We start from the raw sequence: 19,364 nt of genomic DNA, 5'->3' as shown, positions 1-19,364 counted from the left end.
TTTTGTCCTCCGCACCTGACGCGGGAACATGATTCACTTAATATCTGGGAGGAATAAAAAGTCTTTCACCGGGATAGATAAGATCGGGATTGCCTAGATGGTTATACCCAGCAAGTTCACGCCAATCCAGTCCATATCTCTGCGCAATTTTGTAAACGGTATCCCCTTTTTGAACGACATAAACTTCCGGCAGCGGCTTATGAACCTCCATGTGTTCATAATAAGGTGTACAGCCGCATGGATCGCAGGTATACCCTGACTGCGTCTGCTCCGCATACATGCCTTCAGGACCCATCTGTTCATACTGAGACATCATTTCCGGGTTCATCATGCCCATCATATCCTGCTGGTTCATCATACCAGTCATCTCAGGCTGATTCATCATACCGGTCATATCAGGCTGATTCATCATATTTACAGCCGGCGGCTGATTCATATAGCCGGATTTTCTTCCGAAGTACATCTCCATACCTCCTTTTTGTTATAGGATATGGAGAAACACTGCTAAAGTGTCTGTACATGGTAATAATTGTCTGATTATTTTTACGTGTTTCTATTCCATTTTCGCCAGAAACTTTTCAACCTGAACTGCCGCAAGCGCTCCATCCCCGACTGCGGTTGCAACCTGCCTCAAAGGGGTATTACGGATATCTCCGGCCGCATAGACCCCAGTAATATTTGTTTTCAGCAAAGCATCTGTGATAATATACCCATATTGATCGACTTCAAAGTATTCTGACGTAAACTTGGTATTTGGTTCGGTGCCGATATAAATAAAGACACCGTCAACCTCGATTTCTTCCACAGCCCCGGAACCGGCATTCTTAAGAATTATTTTTTGTACTTTATCCTTACCGGCGATCTCCTGGACAACACTATCCAGGACAAACTTAACCTTCGGGTTTTCTTTCGCCCTCTGGGCTGCGATCTGCGAAGCTCTGAATTCTTTTCGGCGATGAACAATATAGACTTCAGATGCAAACTTTGTCAGGTAGACACCTTCCTCAAGCGCGGCGTTTCCGCCGCCGATGACAGCGACTTTCTTTCCTTTATAAAACGCCCCATCACAAGTGGCACAATACGATACGCCGCGTCCGTGAAAGGTATCTTCTCCCGCTACGCCCAAAAAACGCGGCTTGGATCCGGCAGCAATGATCATCGCTTTCGCTTCGAGGGTTTGCTGTCCGGTCACAACCGTCTTCATTTCTTTCTGAAGATCCAGTTGCAGGACCGGTTCGAAAATGAATTCGGCGCCCTGATTCATGGCTTGTTTATAAAAAGCATTCATCAAATCGAAGCCGGTAATCCCTTCCGGAAATCCCGGATAATTTTCAATTTTTTCTGTTGCCGCTGCCTGCCCGCCCGGCATCATGGATTCGACAACTGCTGTTTTTAATCCGCCCCTTGCCGCATAAATGGCCGCCGTAAGCCCTGCGGGGCCGCCTCCGATAATAATCAGATCATACATTGCTGCACCAACCTTTTGTTTTATTCTCAGGTTAATTTCTTGTTTATTAAAAGTATAGCTCAGAAATTTATTTTCAGGAAGCCAATAAGATGAATTTTATGATAAACTATGAATATATTGCCAACAACAAAAAATAAATGAAGCAGAAGTTTACATATATTTTTTGTGATTTGAACAATTTAACTCAGGAGGGAAATATGCGCGGAAAATCTATTTTTAAACCTGTTCTCAAGGTACTCGTTTTACTCATCATTATTATTGCTGTGCTTTCGGCCTTGAGCGGATTCTACGAAGACTGGCTGTGGTTTACCGACTTAGGGTACGCAACTCTTTTCTGGACACCGTTCTTCAGCAAAGTACTCATTCAGGCCATTAACGGAACGATGTTGTTTTTAGTGATTTTCGTGACACTGATGTCGGGAAGACATGCGTTTACTACGTTTTACAATGAAAGATTCCGCAAAAGGATCAGACTGGTCGAAGAGGTCAATCTTCCGCCTGCTGTCAGTCCGCGCAGGGTTACCGTTTCCCTGCTTGTCTTATCTGCCGTGGTCAGTATTATTGTGAGTTTCATCGTCGGTTTTACCGGCTGGCTTGATTTTCTGTCCTTTGTGAATGCCTCTTCCTTTCATTATTCCGACCCGCTGTTTAATCAGGATCTTGGTTTCTTTGTGTTTAAACTTCCTTTCTTTGAGACCATTTATAACGCGTTTTTCTCCCCAATCCTTATTTTAACCCTGTTTACCGCGCTTTTTTATATTATGACCGGGGTCGTCCGCTTCCATTCCATCCGGTTTTGGAAGAAAGATGCTGTTGTAATCAGTCCCACAGCCAGAAGGCATCTTGGAATCCTTTTAACCCTTCTTTTTGCGCTGAAAGGCTTTGGCTACTATATCAGCGCCTATGAAATCGTTTACTCGCATCGAGGTCACGTCGTCGGTGCCGGATACAGCGACATTTACGCTTCGCTTCCAGTCTTTAAAATCCTCGTCGTTGTGAGCCTGGTCTGTTTCCTGTTTTCCCTTATCGCTTTTTTCCGAAAAGATTCCCGTTTGTTGACCCTGCCGGTCTCGTTTTTGATTGTCTTTTCGTTTTTCACTTCCGGTATCTTTCCTAGCATGCTCCAGTCCCTGGTTGTCGTTCCAAACGAGTTGCAAAAAGAAGCGCCGTATATTGCCAGTGAAATCCAAATGACCCGCTACGCCTACGGTTTGGATAAAATTAAGGAGCAGGATTACACCGGGGTTGAGACGGTTACTGCACAAGACTTAAAAAACGAACTCGGAACGCTGAATAATATCCGCCTGAATGATCCCCGCCCCATGCAGCAGATCTACGCGCAAAAACAAGGGATACGCCAGTACTATAAATTTAATGATATTGATGTGGACCGCTACAAGATTGGTGATACATATCGCCAGGTAATGCTCTCGGCGAGGGAAATTTCGCTTCAGGACCTCGATCCGAAAGCCTTGACCTTTGTTAACACCCGGTTTAAATACACGCATGGTTTCGGCTTAACCGCTTCGTTCGCCAATGCTGTCACCACCAAAGGGCTTCCTGCTTTTGCAGTAAGCAATGTGCCGCCGCAAACAGACTATACGGAACTGAAGATTACCGAACCGCGAATCTACTTTGGCGAACTGACGAATGACTGGGTCGTCGCCAACACCAAATCCAAAGAATTTGATTATCCCCTAGGCAATGAAAATGCGGAAAGCAGCTATACCGGCAAGACAGGTATCCCATTTACTGCCTTTAACAAACTGATGCTGTCTCTTCATCAGATGACCCCGCGTTTTTATCTAGCCGGAGAAGTAACTTCGGAAAGCAAGCTTCTTCTGTACCGGAATGTTCTGGAGCGGGCCAAGAAATTGGCGCCGTTTCTGACCTATGATAACGATCCTTATACAATCATTGACAACGGCAAGATTAAATGGATCATTGATGCCTATACGACAACGAACAGCATTCCTTACTCCAGCAAATACTCCACCCAGGATTTTAATTATATCCGCAATTCCGTTAAAGTCGTTGTCGATGCTTATGACGGGACTGTTGATTTCTACGCGGTCGACAAAGAAGATCCTATTCTTCAGACCTATCAAAGGATTTTCCCGGGTGTATTTAAAAGTATTTCGGAAATGCCCTATTCTATAAAATCGCACCTGCGCTATCCGGAAACAATGTTCAAAATCCAGTGTGACATGCTGAACACGTTTCATATGACCAACACCAAAGTATTCTATAATAAAGAAGATGCCTGGAACGTTGCAAAGGAAATTTACGGTTCATCGGAACAAAATGTGGAACCCTATTACGTGATCATGAAACTGCCCGGGGAAACGAACGAAGAATTTGTACTGATGCAGCCTTTTACCCCGGCCTCAAGTACTACGAACAGTCGGAATAATCTTGTCGCTTGGCTCGCCGCCAGGATGGACGGCGAGAATTACGGCAAACTCGTCTTATATAAAATGCCTAAAAATATGGAGATTGACGGTCCATTCCAGGTTGAGTCCAGAATCGATCAGGATCCCGTAATTTCCCAACAGTTTGCATTATGGAACCAAAAAGGATCGAGCGTTCTCAGGGGAAATCTCCTGGTATTGCCGATTGGCGGGAATTTCCTGTTTGTGGAGCCCATTTATCTGCAGTCCACGACCAACAGCAGTATTCCTGAGTTGAAACGCGTGGTTATCGTCTATGAAGATAAGATTACGATGACCGAAACGCTTGAAGAAGGACTGAAGGAAATCTTTGGCCGTTATATCCCATCTTTGGATACGCTGCAGGAAACGCCTGTTGATAATGCAGGAAATCCTGATCAGACAAATGCAACAGATACCACGAAAACAGAGCTGCAAAGTGTACTGGACCAGATTAAGCAGATTAGGGAAATGCTTGACGCCTTGGAAAATCAGCTCACAACCATCAATAACAAAGGCCTTACTGTGGACAGCGGATTGGATACCAGCCAGGCGCTTCCAACGGATGATAATGCTGGTAATGCCTCCGCCGGCTCTGCTAAAGATACAGCTAAAGCTACCGTGAACGCGGGCCGATAGGCACATCCACATTTGAAAGGTAGTGCGTATGATATTCAATCTGGATCAATGGCTGATTTACAAAGGAATTGAAGAAACGGCTGCAGTCCTGATCGCGAATGCTGCAGCGGTGGTTATGATTCTGTTGATCAGTATTTTGGCCTTCATCGTTACAAAGCAAGTTTTCCTGCGAATCCTTGCTTTCTACATCCATCGAAACAAAATCCTCTGGGATGATAAGCTTCTTGGCAGGAAAGTCTTCAGACGCCTGGCGCATATGATCCCGGCAATTGTAATCTACGCCGTAGCCGGACTGTTCCCGGAATATTCCGTTTCCATTCAAAAAATAGCGATTATTTACATCATCGTGGCCGGCACATTGGCCATGCTTGCTTTGCTTGACGCGATTGACGATATTTATCAGACTTTTGAAGCTTCCCGTTTCAAACCGATCCGCAGCATCGTCCAGGCCCTGAAAATAGTCGTCTGGATCATCGGTGGCATCTGGATCATTTCTACGATTATTGACCGTTCCCCTCTCCTTCTGCTAAGCGGAATTGGAGCAGTAACGGCAATCATTCTCTTGATCTTCAAGGATTCTCTTCTGGGTCTGGTAGCGGGGATTCAACTGTCTTCCAATGATATGCTCAGGATCGGTGACTGGATAGAGATGCCCAAGTACGGTGCTGACGGTGACGTTACGGACATTTCCCTGAACACCGTCAAAGTCAGAAACTTTGATAATACGATTACAACGATTCCATCGTATACCCTGATCTCCGATTCCTTTAAAAACTGGCGTGGTATGCAGGAATCCGGCGGCAGAAGAATTAAGAGGTCCATTTTTATTGACAGTTCCAGCATCCGTTTCTGCACCGATGATATGCTGGAGAAGTTCAAGGAATTCCGATATCTTTCTGAGTATATCAAGAATAAAAAACTGGAACTCGAGAAATACAACCTGGAACATAACATTGATCCTGCTCAACTCGTAAACGGCAGAAGACTTACCAACATTGGTACATTTCGGGCCTACCTTCAGACCTATCTTGAAAACCACCCGGAAATCCACCCGGAAATGACCCGGATGGCACGTCAGCTTCCGGTGACCGAGTACGGGATTCCGATCGAAATCTATGCGTTTACCAAGGATACATCCTGGGAAAGCTATGAAACCGTCCAGGCCGATATTTTTGACCATATCCTGGCCATTGTCCCGGAGTTTGAACTGCGGATTTATCAGAGCCCCACCGGCTACGATCTGCGGCATATGGGGCTGTAACTGCTTTTTCTTATCTTTTTAAAAACGATATGAACCACACGGCATGGTTCTGCTCATCAGCGGCGGCTCTTTTGAATTGTTCCTTAATAAAAGGATCCTGGGTTTTTTCAGCCACATCCAAATAGAAATCAACCGTCTCCTGCTCATCCTTAAAAGAGGACTTCAAACCTTCCCTGTAAGCAGCAGGACATTTCTCCGTAATCTGAGGGTTTGGGTTTACCCCTGTGATTTCAGTAAATATCTGCGAGAATATTTGATAATGGCGCACTTCATCCTGGCGGATCTCCATGATCCGCTTTTTTTCTTCGTGATTCGGCGCTTTTTCTGCCAGCTTCGCATAACAGGCAATCGCACTATACTCTCCGTTGATCGCCTTGGCTAAATCCTGAGCTAATGAGTTCATACCCGGAACCATATTGAATACCTCCCCCAACTTAATCATTGTTGGTTTATTTTATCTGATTAATTCAGGGGAAGTGCCTGGCTATTATTTTCCTGATCGGAAAATTTTTAAGCGTCCAGGATTAAGCGTCCGGGAAGGCTGTTTACAGTATTCGGGCTAATTCTTTTACACTTTCCGCCAGGGCACCCATTAGACGGTGAAATCCAGGGCCATTTTGAGCTGGAACCCGGTAATGTTTGTTGATCTCTATCTGTACTGCCGGAATTCCCAGTTCGTGTGAGACAAAATGGGAGACGGTATTCGCGCCGGAAGCGGCAAAAAAGTCCGTCGAAACTCTGGCTAAGCCGAAATCCCGGAAGTTTTGTTCCAGGATTTCCAAAATATTCACCTTGCCAAGCAGGTTCTTCTTTTGATTCGTGCCCAGGTCCACATCGAAATCTCTCTCCCGGGCAGCCCCGTGAATGTCCAGAACGACCTTTACTTTCTTTTCACAGCAGAAGCTGGCGATCCGGTCTTTATACATGCAGGGATTGTCGGCATTTGGGTCTCCACCGTAGAGCTTTGTTGCTGCTATGGCATGGCATCCCGTCAATTTGTTTAACAGGAAGACAACGGAGCCTGTGAACTGATCCGACATCAGGATCTTTTTCTGCCTGTAATGCCTGACCGCATGCGGGGCGGACACCAGCACCGGAAGTTCCCCGCGCGTTAACAGGAACGGCTCTTCCTGCCGTGGATTGACGCGTTTGTCTGTTTTATAGAAATATACTTTTTCTATATTGACTGCTTCTTCATTTAAGCGGGCCCGGTTATATTCATTTAAAACCTTTTCAGGCATATTCTCCATCATGGTACCTCGTTAACTTTAAAATTGACATGAACTATACTTCCCTCCAGTAATAAACAGACTTCTCGTTTCCCGGCAAAAGCTCCAGGTACAAATCACCCGTTGGAGCTAAGATGATGACCGTATTGGATTTTGTGGCGGACACATCCGGTAATCTCAGCCATTGATGTTTACCGTTAGCGGAAATGACGTCCAGGCGTCCCTTGCTTTTGATCATGACCTGATTCGTATTGCTGATTTTTGTTTCTGTCTCCGCATACGGAATCTCCCCTTGCCAGACCACGGTTTCCGTCATCGCCGGGCCGGATGGCTGTACTTGATAAACGGTCACCTCCTGAAGAATGTTCCCGCTGATTTTGCCAACATAGATTTTGTCGTCACGACAGCCAAGCAGCGTATCTTCAGGATCAACAGAAATATGATTCTTACTGCCGGCCTGATAAACATCAATCGTCTTGTTCATCCCCATTCTGCTCTCTGCATAGATGCTGCCGAATTTATTGGAAACCGCAATGTTTAGAATTTCTTCTCCCTGCTGATTCACCCTGTTCAGGGTCTTCATAATATCCATTGTAATCAACTGGTGAGTCTGATTGTCATCCTTAAACAAGATAAATAGCTTGTTCGTATACGTCGACATTTCAATTTGCAGCACCTGATCGACCGCAAGACTTAATTCCCTGTCCAGCATCGGTTTAAAGCTGTTCAATTCAGAAGAGCCGGTGCTGAAATCCACTGAATATAAGCTTGTTACGGCGTTCTTGTTCTGCTCCCTGATCAGATAGACCATACCGTTCCGGTCCGGAAGCCAAGCGAAGCCAACAATCTTTGCCGTGTCCTTTTCCGGACTCTCCGCAAAAATTTTCGTGTTGGTCGTCAAGTCAATGACTTCAAGATAACGTCCAGTTTGATAAGCCAAAAACTTTTTATTGTATGACAGCATGAAACTATCAGCCTGACTGAGATCCGTCTTCAAAACATAAACCTGATTAATGTGCAAAGAAGGGTTTAACAGCTGATCTGCTTTCCAGTTCAGCAGCGCATAAACAGCAAGCTGTAAGACCAGGGAAAGCATTATCAGCCAGATCATCCATCGTCTTTTCAATTCTGCCCCACCCCACTCTGATTCTTTCCTGGCATGACCACAAAAGCTGTAGGCATATAACGTTCACCGTAGATGTTCCACAGTTGATTGATAATCCGACCTTGATAGAACAATTCCGTTGAAGAACCGCCGTCAAGATTCACTGCATTTTCAGCCCCGTATTCTATAAATACATTCATCAGATCCCGTAGTGTGGCTCCCATACTCCATTCAGGCTGTCTGCCGTCGATCACAACAAAAACAACCGTACCATCGGCTTTTTGCCCGATTCCTGTTCTGGGAGCAAGGCCCTGACCTCCGTCACCTTTGATCTGAGGCTCTCCGTTCAGGATAAGGTTTGGCTCGAAGCTGACAGCCTGCTGAATCCCTAAGTTCCCGATCAGTCCGGACGAGAGTTCCTGGGCAGATACTGTCCGGAGGATCAGCTTGCCTTCCTTATTAAAACCGATCAGATTCGCACTACTTTCTGCGTTCAGGTTTTCATGAATGAGCTGCCCATCCCTGACGGTGATCCCATCCGGATAAGCGCCGTTCCCCTGAGAATTCGGATCATAAAAGCCTCCGCCATTTATACCGGCTACCGCACCCTCCGCAGTGACCAGTTCTGATAAGCGTTGTCCGGCTACGCCAATCTCTTTGGTAGCCGCTACTTCAATCTGAAGAGGATTACGTACGAGCATGACAATGCCTTTAAAATATTTACCTTGAATATTCTCTAGCCTGATCCCGTTTTCTTCATCCACAATTTGATGGTCAATATGCTGGATGACAGGTTCCACGGTAACTGATGTATTTCCATATTTCTGAGTGATCTCAGCAATTTTTTGATCCGCTAAAAAAAAATCCGCGACTTGAGGATGGCGGGACGACAGAATCGTACTGACTGTAACATAAGTCAACGAATGAAAAGGACCGTAAAAAACAATGAAAGGTCCTAAGAGGATGAACAACAACATATTCCCAACGATGAACCGGATCAGAAATTGTTTTTTTGTTATCAAGGTCTCCACGTTCCTTTTACGACTTCGGCAGCGATTGCCCGAATTGTTTTTCTTGAGGTCATCGCTTCTGTTCGAATCGAGGCATAGGCTGTTTCTTCATCCGTCCCGGCTGCAATCAGGATTAAAATTGCCTGATACACCAGTTTTCTTGTTTTAAGTTCATCATTTAATTTATTCATTTCTTTGCGCAGTTCTATTTCTCTGTTAAACCGGTGTTCAGCCTGGGCAATCCCGGAGACGACATCTATCGCTCTGAGCGGAGCCGTCATGATATGGTGGACATTGGTTTTCAGCGCAAAATCCAGGTTCACATAATCCTTTTGATCAAGCACGAAAATAACCGGACAAATATTGGCGTGTACGAGATTCTGAACAAGATCAAGCGGCGAAATCCCATGGATATCCCCTCCGCAAATGATCAGGTCAGGCTCAACCCGCTGCGCTATGCGCAGAGCCTCTATACCGCTGTCGGTCCTTGCAATCGCCTGATAATTGGCTAAAGGCAGGATGGCATTCAATTCATTAATTTGTTTTTCCTGGCTAATCAGTATGGCTCTTTTCATTTAGTCTCTTTACTCCATCAAGAAATCGGTCAACAGTTCTATTATACTATTTGGCAAGGCAAAAAAAAATAAGTGCTTTGTACCAAGAATTTTTTGGATAACAAGGTACCAGGCACTTAATGATACTATATTTATAAGCTTCTAAGCAATGATTTTTCCTTACACTTTGTTTTACTACGGTTACATGGTTCGATAAAGTCAGGACTTTATTGACGAATCGACATTGAAAACCACCCTGGCTTCCGTATTTTGAGACGCACCGCCTTCAAGATTGGCTTTGATCGCCAGTACCATCTCATGCTGGCCTGCCGTCGCACTCTTACCGGTTGCATCACCTAATGCTTCAATATTTTCAAAGGCAATTTTAGCTGTTGCTCCGGGTTCCAGTGTCGGTATAATCCCTTCCTTGCTGATCTGTTTGTTTTTATCTTCCAGGGACTGAATGGTCAGGACAACCGGCACATTGGTCATCGTGTTCTCGGTCATGTTTTGAATGATCGCAGAGACTTTAAAATGACTTGCCGGTAGGATCTGAACTCCCTTAAACATTTCCTCCCCATAAGTGATGTCCCGGATGACAATTTGAGGATCAAAATCAATACTTACAATTTTAATCTCAGGTTCTGTTTGTTCCGGAGTGGAAACGATCTCCGTATTTCCGATCAAGCTGCCCATAAGGCCAATAAGAGCAACCAATATGACCAGTCCTCCGACAAACAAATACCTTCTTTTAATAATGAAGAATTTAGCCAAGTGTCTGCACCTCCATAAAACCATTTCTAATAGAAAACCTATGCATGCTTTTCATGGACATGCATAGGTTTATACCCGAAAAATCCTTATGGTTTGAGGAAATTCGCCTTAAGCAGACAGCTTAGGAAAATATCTTAGCGTTTTTCTGATTGTACTCTTATTTTTTATCCTTTTTTAATCCTTCCCGTTTTAAATAATTCTGCATCCGGATGTCCTGCGGTGCAGACAAGCGGAAAATCCTGCACATCTGAAGAAGCCGGGAGCAGGTCCGTTCTCCCAAATAATGATCGATCTCATCAAAATCAAGATTGGTCGTAATGACAGTCGGCAGCTGCTCGTTCATACGGTAATTCAAGATAGAGTAGATCCGGTTGCGGGACCATTCGGTATAATTATGCGCACCCAGGTCATCGAGAATCAAAATTGGTACGGTTCTGGCAATATCCAGCAAGTCGTATTCCGTATTTTCACTTTTATTGCTGAATGTAGCGCGCAGTTCATCCAAAAGGTCCGGGACAATCAAAAAGAGCAGCTTGTGATTATTTTCCAGAATCTCATTCGCGATGGAAGCTGCCAAAAACGTTTTGCCACTTCCGACGGAACCCGTGAAGAGCAGCCCGACTTCATGGGGATTTGTCCGGACATTTTTTACAAACTCCCTGGCGGCCCTCAGTGCTTTTTGGGCATTCAGGTAATCTTCCTGATCCTGCTGGGTGTTCCGATAGTATTCTAGGCTGAATTTTTCAAAACGGCAGTTCATCAGCTCCCTGGACAGACGTGCATATTTAAAGCTGTTTACAATCCTCTTTTTCTCCATACACGAACAGGGTACCGCAGTATCCCCGTTCAGGATGATCCCCCTGTCTCCGCAGAGCGGGCATACGGCACCAGACTCGGTATTCATTTCAGGCTGAATATTTAACTGAACCTTTGACTCCGTTTTCTGCTGATTGACTGGATTTAGATCCGTTGTAGTCTGGATTCCAGTCCGATCTTCAATGTTCGCGTTTCCCTGATTCGGCAGCACTCTCTCCATGATACGATCCGTTCTTTCCAGATCAAATCCCTCCTCTGACAACAATCTCGTTACCTTTCAATGATCTCTATCTACTTATGTTTCAAATACCATTTTAACATGCGAGAAAATGTTCTTAAAATAACCCCACAAATAATGAGATACATTCCGACGATCAGACCTGCTTGTCTAAGCCAATAATCAGTCTGGGGATCACAGCCAAGCCCTAACATGCTTGTTATTAGTCTGCGTGCCACAGTTCCAGCGTCAAGCGGAGCATGGAGTGCGTAGCGCGGCCTTTTGACGGCCACGGATGGCCTAATGTCGCAATGCCATGGATGGCAAGGAGCGACGCGTCACGGAGGACGCAACGGCCGAAAGCGGAATTGTGGCGCGCAGACAAGCCTTAAGAAATTATGTTAGTCTGTGGCCTACAGACTAACCCTAACATAATGGACAATATACAAAAGGTTAATTCAATAATTTGTGCATGTAATTTAAGAACACAGTACTAAAGATAAATATTATCATATTTGCTTTTCGTTTTTGGTAAGCCTTTCAACGGCTTGACATTTTTCCTGTTTTGTCTGGACTGGAAATTCTGATCCTCAGCCTCGACTTCCAGACGCGTTTTGATCCCCTTCTTCTCCCACTCTCTTAAAATAGAATCGAGATAGCGGAAACTCCGGATCCCGGCGCCAACGCCTCTTCGTAAAGCCTCAATTATCAGTTCTTCGGAATACGAGGCCATCAGCCATTTTTCAATATGTTCACACTCCAGACCGGTTAACGGCCTCCCTAATTCCTGTTCAAACAGCGAAGTCAGCTTAGCCTGAGAAAGGTCCGGCATATTCTCTGTGTTCGTTTTGCCATTACGTTCACTGCCTGAGGACATCTGCTTAAACTCATTGATTCCCCATAATTCCAATAACTGATCGATCAGCCCGCTGAAATCATATTCACGGTTCGTGCCTTTTTTCGCTTTGCGGCTATTGACAGAAAGCAGTCCCCTGGTCTGAAGATTCTGGATCATGATATTGTATTCTTCAAGCGAGAGTCCCATTTTCTTGGTGATCTGTTCCTCAATACGATCACTGTTCGTACTTGACTCAGTCATCATATGAATTATCAGCATCATTTCCTTGTGACCGATTCCAAGTTCCGTATAATGATTAAGAATAAAATCAGGAATTGAAACAGAACCGGAAAATAAAAGAGCTTGACAAAAGCCCCCGTATACCTTGTTTTTTGACAATGCTACCACCTCATACCATTCATTGATGTTAGAAAAAAATTATTGGCATTATTGCTACTATTCTATATATTACACTATTACTGTCCTGAAATCCTAAAGATTTTAGGAAGAAAAACAATTTTTTTGACGACATTTTTTCCATGTATTGGAAGGACTTTTGCGTTTTTTTGCCGTAATACTTAACAGAAAGGTGGTGCAAGATATGGATATCTCCAAAGAACTATTTCAAATTATCAACCAATCCGGTGCCCATCCGGCTCTTGGCTGGAAACACTGTCAGCGGGTCTATCATTTATCCAAAGAATTATCTCAGCATCTCAACCTGAATGATGAAGTACTTTATATTTCTGCAATGCTTCACGATACGGGAAAGTACCCGATGTACGCGCTTCCCAACGTCGATCATACCCTCAGATCAAAAGGCGTCGCGATGAACCTGTTGAAGAGCTATCACTTTGAGCAGGAAAAACTGGCAAAAATTCTGGACGCCATTGAATGCCACATGTATTATTCCGAGCCGGGGAACAGTGACGAGGCTATTTATTTAAGGGACGCCAATATCCTCGATAATCTCGGAAACATCGGATTAATGAAACTACTGAGCCTTGTCGGACAGGACGAGCTGATCCCGAGTCCCGATGAGGCTTTAATGCGGGCGCAGACCTTTGCTGAAGCACTGCCCAAAAAAGTGTACTCCAAGACCGGCAGGAGAATTGCTGTCAAACGGCGCGAAGAGATCATGCGTTTTCTGTCAGGGATTAAGCGTCAGACCTCGGAGTATGCCTGGATCTGATTCGTTTTACCGTTTCATTCTTGTTTTTAAAAGATCAGAAATGCTCTCAAAGGTATCAATCAGGTTTTCATAGTCTTTGCGCTCATTGCTCCTATCAATGAATAGTTTCAGGTCTTTGCGTAGTTTTGTATAGGCTCTGTTTGCTTCGGAAAGCAGAACTTTTCTCCGGCGTTTGAAGGCTCTTCCCCCTGATCCTTCTTCTGAAGATCTTTGCTTAACAGATTTGGACAGATGTGACTGCCATTCCTGAGGCGCAGGATAACCCATCCTATCTTCAATTTCCTTTAGCCAGGGCTTGGAAGGCTTCAGACGCTTGATTTCACCGTCCGCTATCTCCAGGCATTCACCCAGTTCCGGAATGATTGATGCAATCCCGAATTTTTGCTGGACCAGAGATGAAAACGCCTGAATCGCATCATCTTCGCCATGGACCAGGATGAGATGCTCTGCGTTGCCGCCGGCGGCTTTAAGCCAGGCCAGCAATTCATTCTGGTCCGCATGCGCTGAAAAACCTTGGAACGCAACGATTTCGGCGTTGACCGCGACTTTCTCTCCATGGATAGTCACTTCTTTGGCACCGTCAGTTAAAAACCGGCCAAGTGTCCCTTGGGCCTGATAACCGACAAAGATGACCGTGGCATCGTACCGCCACAGATTATGTTTTAAATGATGCTTGATTCTTCCGGCATCAGCCATCCCGCTAGCCGAAATAATAATCGCGCCGCCCTGTATCGCATTCAGCCGGATCGAATCCTCCGCGGTTTCACTCAAATGAAGATTCGGCATGGCAAACGGGCTTTGTCCCGCCTCCAGCAGCTGCTTGGTTTCCTGATCAAAATTCCGGGTATTCCGCCCAAATATTCTCGTCGCTGCAACAGCCAGCGGACTATCGATGTAAATCGGCATTACCGGAATTTTTTTGTCATCTTGAAGTTTGCGCAGGTAGTACAAAAGATCCTGTGTCCGATTTATGGCAAAAGCCGGAATGATAATATTGCCGCCTTTTTGGTGGGCATTATTAATGACCCTGGCCAGGTTTTCCATTCGATTGGTTTTATCCGGATGAATCCGGTTGCCGTAGGTTGTTTCCATCACAATCATACAGGCATCTCGTATACCATCAGGATCCTTAAGCATACACGCTTCTTTAATCCCTTCAGGATCTTCGACATAAGGCTGACCGGAAGTCCCGATATCCCCGGAAAATGCAATGGTTTTCGTCGTGTTGTTTTCTTTGACGCTGACAATGACATGGGCCGAGCCCAAGATATGCCCGGCATCGGCAAACTGAAAGGACAGCGATTGCGAGATCGCGGTCTTTTGATTATAGGCCGCCCCGACAAAGTGCTTTTGAGCATTCACCGCATCTTCAACCGTGTAAATCGGTTCGATTAATGGAGCATCCGTCCTGCTGTGCTTGCGGTTTTTTCTGGTGACCTCCATTTCCTGGATGTGCCCGCTGTCCGGCAGCATCACAGAACATAGTTCTATGGTTTCCGTCGTCGCATAGATCGGCCCGCTGAAACCTTTTTTGATGAGCTTCGGAATAAGCCCGGAATGGTCAATATGGGCGTGCGTTAAAATCACAGCGTCAAGAAGGTTGGGATCAAAAGGAAACGCGCCGTAATTCAGTTCTTTCATGATCTTGGAACCCTGAAACATTCCACAGTCAATCAGGATTCTGGTATCTGTTGTTTCCAGCAAATAACAGGACCCCGTCACAGTCTGACTGGCACCATAAAAACAAAGCTTCATTCGTATTCCCTTCTGCAGCCTTCTGAAGCCACAAAAAAATTTATTCCAGAGTAATAAGTTTCGTCTTCACTGCTTTCAAAGCAGCCTGGGTGCGGTCTTCAACCTCTAGTTTTCTAAAAATACTGGAAAGATGATTTTTTACTGTTTTTTCACTTATAAACAGAGTTAAGCCAATATCTTTGTTTGACGAGCCTTTGACCACATAGGTAAGTATCTCCATTTCCCTGTTGCTTAATCCGAAATGATCTTTTGGACTGTTCGGATTGGAAAGCTGGCCAAGCAGTTTGCCTGTTACCGACGGGGACAGAATGGGTTCTCCAGCATATACTTTGCGGATGGAATCAACCAGGGCTTTCGGTATAACGTCTTTCAGCAGGTATCCAGCCACCCCAAGCTGTAATACCTGGAACACCTTTTCATCCGAGTCATCAACAGTGAGAATTAAAATCCCAATGTTCGGGAATTCCCTTCTGATGACTTTACAGGCTTCAAGACCATTTACCCCAGGCATATTCAAATCCATCAGCAGAACATCAAACGGCGTCTTCCTCGCCATATTAATTGCCCCTTGACCATCTCCAACTTCGGATACAACCTGAATGCCTTCTTCAAATTCCAGAATTCTTCGTAATCCTTCCCTGAGAAGCGGGTGATCATCGGCAATTACAACCCTTATCATCTTGATCCTTTCCTCCTTTATTCAGAATATGGAATGTTAAACGTAACAACAGTGCCCTTGCCCAGTTCTGATTGAATCGATAATTGTCCGGAGTAAGCCTGAATTCGCTCATTAATTCCAATCAAGCCGAAATGGGCACCGGAATTATCCAAGCCATTGCTGATATCAAATCCTTTACCATCATCGATAATCTGACCGACAATCCTGTCATCCTGAAAATTCAAATGAACCCTGCACTTCGGGGATTCCGCATGTTTAGCCACATTGGTCATCCCTTCCTGAACCAATCGGAAAAGGGCTACTTCTACGGAGGAATCAAGCTCCCTTTCTTGTCCTTCCACGATAAGTTCACAGGTCAGCCCATACGTTTTTTCAAAGTTTTTCATATAATGATTGATGGTATCAACAATTCCCGCCCCATTTAAAGGAATTGGCCTGAGTCCGAAAATGATTCTGCGGATATCCTTCAGATTATCCCTGACCAGCATATTCAGTTCTTTCAATTCTTTTTTTACTTGGCGGTGATCAAGTTCCAGAAGCTTCTCGGCTATTTCCAGACGCAGAACAATGTTGGCCAGACTCTGGGCGGGACCGTCGTGGACTTCACGGGCGACCCTCAGGCGTTCTTCTTCCTGAGCCTTGATGATCTGAAAAGCTGTTTCTTTTCTCTGGTCACTGCTATAGAACTGACTGATCTCACTGATTCCTTCTTTTAAAAGCCGCAGGGCAAGACTGACCTGGCTCATCAGATCCTCAGCCTTAATCACTGTGATATCCAAATTTTTTAACGTTCTTTCGATGTCATCCCTGCGGGAACGCAGCTGAAGCTCTTTCGCCTGGAGTAGTTGCAGCTCTACCTGTGCATCCTTCGTTTCCGAATACGCTTCGAGCATCTGCTTCTCATTGAACTTATCGAAGTTCTTGTTGACTTCCATCAGCTTCCGACGGAAGCGTTTTTCTTTCATAAACTGGGTATCCACCATTTTGATGGTGTCTTCAATTTCCCTGCGCATAAATTCCAGTTCTTTTTTTAACCGCTGTATTTCGTTGCGGGTCATCTCATAGATGTCAAATATTTCTTCTTTACCGTTCTCGATTGCGTTGAGCGTTGATTCAAAGACAACAGTTAATTTATCCATAGCGTGACTCCTCAATAATCATTTATGAGTCAATTAATATCTCATTCGACATTTTCTTGATATTTCCTACTTAAGGCGGACAAAAATAAAACTATCCACGCTATTCCGCTAAAAACAAGCGAGTACTTTTTGAATTGTACTCGCTTTTAATCACACAAAACTATTTTATGAGATTGATAGCATCTTTTTTCTACCGAGCAGTTTCTAAAATCTTTACGATCTCCTTGGGTTTTAGAACTTTCCCAAAAGATACCACCTTTTCGTCAATAACCAGGGCTGGTGTGGACATCACACCATAGGCTATGATGTCTTGAATATCGGTAACTTTGATTACTTCGGCAGCAAGGCCCACTTCTTCCAAAGCAATTCTGGTATTTTCAGCAAGGGTAACGCAATTTTTGCAGCCAGATCCTAAAATTTTAATCATCATATTTAATACGCTCCTTTTACTTGAAAATTCAAATATTATAACCCCTTACATGAGCAAATATCCCAAGGCATTAAATGTATAGCCGATGATAAGAATACCAATGGTTACAATCCCTGCAAATATGACGAGTAGTTTCATTTTTACGACTTTCTTGAGCATGATCAAAGACGGCAGAGAAAGTGCAGTTACAGCCATCATGAAGGATAAAGCAGTTCCCAGACCAACGCCCTTGGCCACCAACGCTTCCGCAATCGGCAGTGTCCCAAAAATATCTGCATACATCGGGACCCCTACCAAAGTAGCCAGCAATACCGAATACCATTTGTCCTGACCCAGAAGTAAGGCAATGATATTTTCAGGAATGAAGTTGTGAATCGCAGCGCCTATACCGACACCTATTAGAATATAGACCCACACTCTTCTCACAATATCACGAACCTGATCTTTAGCCAAATCCAGTCTTTCCCGAGTTGTTAACCGCTCCGGTTCTATTTTCGGCATTTTATTGCTGAATACAAACGGTTCTACATACTTTTCCAGCTTTGCTTTGCTAATCACGGTTCCGCCGATCACTGCCAGAATCAAACCAACGACAACGTAGGCAATGGCAATGGTCCAATTAAAGATACTTGCCAGCAAAAGCACCGAAGCCAAATCCACAAGGGGGGATGATATTAAGAAGGAGAAAGTAACACCAATGGGAAGCCCTGCGCTGGTAAAGCCAATAAAAAGCGGAATGGAAGAACAGGAGCAAAAAGGCGTCACCGTACCGAGTAAAGCGCCTAAAATATTTCCTGAAATACCGTTAAACTTGCCGAGTATTTTTTTGGTTCTTTCCGGCGGGAAAAAGCTTTGGACATAAGAAATGACAAAAATCAGGGCGGCTAGCAAAATAAATATTTTAAGAACGTCATAGATAAAAAAATGGAGACCGCCTCCCCAGCGATCCTGGATACTAAGCCCTAATACATTCTCAACCAAGCGCTTTACCAAATTTGAAAGCCATTCCATCCTGAGCAATTGGTTGTTTAGCCATTCAAATACCATCTAAGTCACCTTCTTGCTGTTTATTTGTTTAATTCAATAGTTATTTTTTTTACTTTTTGTTACATATGATTTTTGTAACCTTATTAAAAAGCCGGCAATGACTTCAAGTTTACTTTCATTGATAGAATACCGCATCCAGATGCCATCCCGCCTGCCATTCACCAGACCGCTTTCACATAAGATCTTCATGTGATAAGAAAGCGTGGATTGGGTTATGTTGAACGCTTCGAGTATCTTACAAGCACATAGTTCCCCATTGCCCAACATGTCAAATATTTTCAATCTTGTTTCATCAGATAATGCTCTCATCGCTAAGGCATAAGCTTGATAATCTTGTTCCAATTCAATTCAACCGCCCCTGTTGTAGGTTTATATATTGATAAACATCAATATGTTTATATATTAGTCAAGACATTGATACTTGTCAATGTCTATGGCATATAAATATCCGGCAAATCGCAGAAAACCTAAGTAAACCTAAAGCACTGGTGAACTGGAAACTTGTAGCGAGTAGATGAAAAGGTCGATTAAGCGATGATCAATAACCAGATAAAAACAAATTAGTCTTAGGCTTTTAGCTGATTAGTTTTTTTCTTCTTTCAGCTTCGGATGGATATGTGCCAGATTGGTGAGCACTGTCGTCAATTTGAAGAAGGTGACCTTACCCCAAACTCAGTGCAAATTCTATTTAGAGGTTAATCCACTTTATGCGACGGAATCTCGTTGGTTTTCAGTTGCTTGAGCAAATTCTCTAGGACTCCTCATTCCGAGGGAGGAATGAG

At 44.4% G+C, this 19,364-nt stretch carries 19 protein-coding genes; 3 read left to right on the top strand and 16 right to left on the bottom strand.

Features of this window, described 5'->3' with window-relative positions:
- Positions 1–37 precede the first annotated feature (37 nt).
- Positions 38–463: a LysM domain-containing protein gene (locus tag A7D23_RS04760; RefSeq protein WP_019225348.1), complete on the bottom strand. Its 426-nt coding sequence runs from the start codon at positions 461–463 to the stop codon at positions 38–40.
- A 90-nt stretch (positions 464–553) separates the two neighbouring features.
- Complete coding sequence (gene trxB / locus A7D23_RS04755; RefSeq protein WP_019225347.1) at positions 554–1,468, bottom strand: thioredoxin-disulfide reductase; 915 nt, start codon at positions 1,466–1,468, stop codon at positions 554–556.
- A 197-nt stretch (positions 1,469–1,665) separates the two neighbouring features.
- Between trxB and A7D23_RS04750 the strand changes: the two genes are divergently transcribed.
- Together A7D23_RS04750 and A7D23_RS04745 are read left to right on the top strand one after the other, a co-directional pair.
- Positions 1,666–4,536, top strand: coding sequence for a UPF0182 family protein (locus tag A7D23_RS04750; protein WP_019225346.1), 2,871 nt, complete (start codon positions 1,666–1,668; stop codon positions 4,534–4,536).
- A 28-nt stretch (positions 4,537–4,564) separates the two neighbouring features.
- Positions 4,565–5,797, top strand: coding sequence for a mechanosensitive ion channel family protein (locus A7D23_RS04745; RefSeq protein WP_019225345.1), 1,233 nt, complete (start codon positions 4,565–4,567; stop codon positions 5,795–5,797).
- A 10-nt stretch (positions 5,798–5,807) separates the two neighbouring features.
- On the opposite strand, the gene A7D23_RS04740 is transcribed toward A7D23_RS04745, so the two are convergent.
- The 8 genes from A7D23_RS04740 to A7D23_RS04705 form a co-directional block, all read right to left on the bottom strand.
- Positions 5,808–6,212, bottom strand: coding sequence for a ferritin-like domain-containing protein (locus tag A7D23_RS04740; RefSeq protein ID WP_019225344.1), 405 nt, complete (start codon positions 6,210–6,212; stop codon positions 5,808–5,810).
- A 130-nt stretch (positions 6,213–6,342) separates the two neighbouring features.
- On the bottom strand, positions 6,343–7,047 hold the full coding sequence (locus tag A7D23_RS04735) for a hypothetical protein (protein WP_026071838.1): 705 nt from the start codon (positions 7,045–7,047) through the stop codon (positions 6,343–6,345).
- Positions 7,048–7,081: 34 nt separating this feature from the next.
- Positions 7,082–8,152, bottom strand: coding sequence for a hypothetical protein (locus tag A7D23_RS04730; protein WP_019225342.1), 1,071 nt, complete (start codon positions 8,150–8,152; stop codon positions 7,082–7,084).
- Entirely contained in the window at positions 8,149–9,153 is a 1,005-nt protein-coding gene (locus tag A7D23_RS04725; protein WP_019225341.1) for a phosphodiester glycosidase family protein, read from the bottom strand. The genes A7D23_RS04730 and A7D23_RS04725 overlap by 4 nt, the downstream gene beginning before the upstream one ends.
- Positions 9,150–9,716, bottom strand: coding sequence for an ANTAR domain-containing protein (locus A7D23_RS04720; protein ID WP_019225340.1), 567 nt, complete (start codon positions 9,714–9,716; stop codon positions 9,150–9,152). Before A7D23_RS04720 ends, A7D23_RS04725 begins: the two co-directional genes overlap by 4 nt.
- A 198-nt stretch (positions 9,717–9,914) precedes the next feature.
- Positions 9,915–10,469 (bottom strand): hypothetical protein, encoded by a 555-nt coding sequence (locus tag A7D23_RS04715; protein WP_019225339.1) that lies wholly within the window; start codon positions 10,467–10,469, stop codon positions 9,915–9,917.
- A 157-nt stretch (positions 10,470–10,626) separates the two neighbouring features.
- A complete protein-coding gene (locus A7D23_RS04710; protein WP_336570953.1) occupies positions 10,627–11,550 on the bottom strand; it encodes an ATP-binding protein in 924 nt (307 codons plus the stop codon).
- Positions 11,551–11,995: 445 nt separating this feature from the next.
- Positions 11,996–12,739, bottom strand: a complete 744-nt coding sequence (locus A7D23_RS04705; protein ID WP_019225338.1) for a DnaD domain protein — start codon at positions 12,737–12,739, stop codon at positions 11,996–11,998.
- 202 nt (positions 12,740–12,941) lie between these two features.
- On the opposite strand from A7D23_RS04705, the gene A7D23_RS04700 reads away from it, so the two are divergent.
- Positions 12,942–13,532, top strand: coding sequence for an HD domain-containing protein (locus A7D23_RS04700; RefSeq protein WP_015042643.1), 591 nt, complete (start codon positions 12,942–12,944; stop codon positions 13,530–13,532).
- Positions 13,533–13,538: 6 nt separating this feature from the next.
- On the opposite strand, the gene A7D23_RS04695 is transcribed toward A7D23_RS04700, so the two are convergent.
- The 6 genes from A7D23_RS04695 to A7D23_RS04670 all read right to left on the bottom strand — a co-directional run bounded on the left by A7D23_RS04695 (position 13,539) and on the right by A7D23_RS04670 (position 18,891).
- Entirely contained in the window at positions 13,539–15,287 is a 1,749-nt protein-coding gene (locus A7D23_RS04695) for an MBL fold metallo-hydrolase (protein WP_068883383.1), read from the bottom strand.
- A 40-nt stretch (positions 15,288–15,327) separates the two neighbouring features.
- The gene (locus A7D23_RS04690; protein WP_015042641.1) at positions 15,328–15,966 is read right to left on the bottom strand and encodes a response regulator transcription factor; all 639 of its coding nucleotides are present in this window, start codon (positions 15,964–15,966) and stop codon (positions 15,328–15,330) included.
- A gap of 17 nt (positions 15,967–15,983) precedes the next feature.
- Positions 15,984–17,105 (bottom strand): sensor histidine kinase, encoded by a 1,122-nt coding sequence (locus tag A7D23_RS04685; RefSeq protein ID WP_019225336.1) that lies wholly within the window; start codon positions 17,103–17,105, stop codon positions 15,984–15,986.
- Between the two features lie 190 nt (positions 17,106–17,295).
- On the bottom strand, positions 17,296–17,535 hold the full coding sequence (locus A7D23_RS04680; protein ID WP_019225335.1) for a thioredoxin family protein: 240 nt from the start codon (positions 17,533–17,535) through the stop codon (positions 17,296–17,298).
- A 45-nt stretch (positions 17,536–17,580) separates the two neighbouring features.
- Positions 17,581–18,582, bottom strand: coding sequence for a permease (locus A7D23_RS04675; RefSeq protein ID WP_019225334.1), 1,002 nt, complete (start codon positions 18,580–18,582; stop codon positions 17,581–17,583).
- A 33-nt stretch (positions 18,583–18,615) separates the two neighbouring features.
- Positions 18,616–18,891, bottom strand: a complete 276-nt coding sequence (locus A7D23_RS04670; RefSeq protein ID WP_141690642.1) for a metalloregulator ArsR/SmtB family transcription factor — start codon at positions 18,889–18,891, stop codon at positions 18,616–18,618.
- Between the last annotated feature and the right edge of the window lie 473 nt (positions 18,892–19,364).

The sequence above is a fragment of the Dehalobacter sp. TeCB1 genome (assembly GCF_001707455.1).
GTDB classification, from domain to species: Bacteria; Bacillota; Desulfitobacteriia; order Desulfitobacteriales; family Syntrophobotulaceae; genus Dehalobacter; species Dehalobacter restrictus.
This window is presented reverse-complemented; position numbering and strand designations above follow the sequence as displayed.

Coding starts and splice junctions, on each gene's coding strand:
- trxB (WP_019225347.1), bottom strand. CDS start 1,468: ATGTATGATCTGATTATTATCGGAGGCGGCCCCGCAGGGCTTACGGCG.
- A7D23_RS04695 (WP_068883383.1), bottom strand. CDS start 15,287: ATGAAGCTTTGTTTTTATGGTGCCAGTCAGACTGTGACGGGGTCCTGT.
- A7D23_RS04675 (WP_019225334.1), bottom strand. CDS start 18,582: ATGGTATTTGAATGGCTAAACAACCAATTGCTCAGGATGGAATGGCTT.
- A7D23_RS04690 (WP_015042641.1), bottom strand. CDS start 15,966: ATGATAAGGGTTGTAATTGCCGATGATCACCCGCTTCTCAGGGAAGGA.
- A7D23_RS04750 (WP_019225346.1), top strand. CDS start 1,666: ATGCGCGGAAAATCTATTTTTAAACCTGTTCTCAAGGTACTCGTTTTA.
- A7D23_RS04735 (WP_026071838.1), bottom strand. CDS start 7,047: ATGGAGAATATGCCTGAAAAGGTTTTAAATGAATATAACCGGGCCCGC.
- A7D23_RS04745 (WP_019225345.1), top strand. CDS start 4,565: ATGATATTCAATCTGGATCAATGGCTGATTTACAAAGGAATTGAAGAA.
- A7D23_RS04700 (WP_015042643.1), top strand. CDS start 12,942: ATGGATATCTCCAAAGAACTATTTCAAATTATCAACCAATCCGGTGCC.
- A7D23_RS04720 (WP_019225340.1), bottom strand. CDS start 9,716: ATGAAAAGAGCCATACTGATTAGCCAGGAAAAACAAATTAATGAATTG.
- A7D23_RS04685 (WP_019225336.1), bottom strand. CDS start 17,105: ATGGATAAATTAACTGTTGTCTTTGAATCAACGCTCAACGCAATCGAG.
- A7D23_RS04670 (WP_141690642.1), bottom strand. CDS start 18,891: ATGAGAGCATTATCTGATGAAACAAGATTGAAAATATTTGACATGTTG.
- A7D23_RS04760 (WP_019225348.1), bottom strand. CDS start 463: ATGTACTTCGGAAGAAAATCCGGCTATATGAATCAGCCGCCGGCTGTA.
- A7D23_RS04740 (WP_019225344.1), bottom strand. CDS start 6,212: ATGGTTCCGGGTATGAACTCATTAGCTCAGGATTTAGCCAAGGCGATC.
- A7D23_RS04680 (WP_019225335.1), bottom strand. CDS start 17,535: ATGATGATTAAAATTTTAGGATCTGGCTGCAAAAATTGCGTTACCCTT.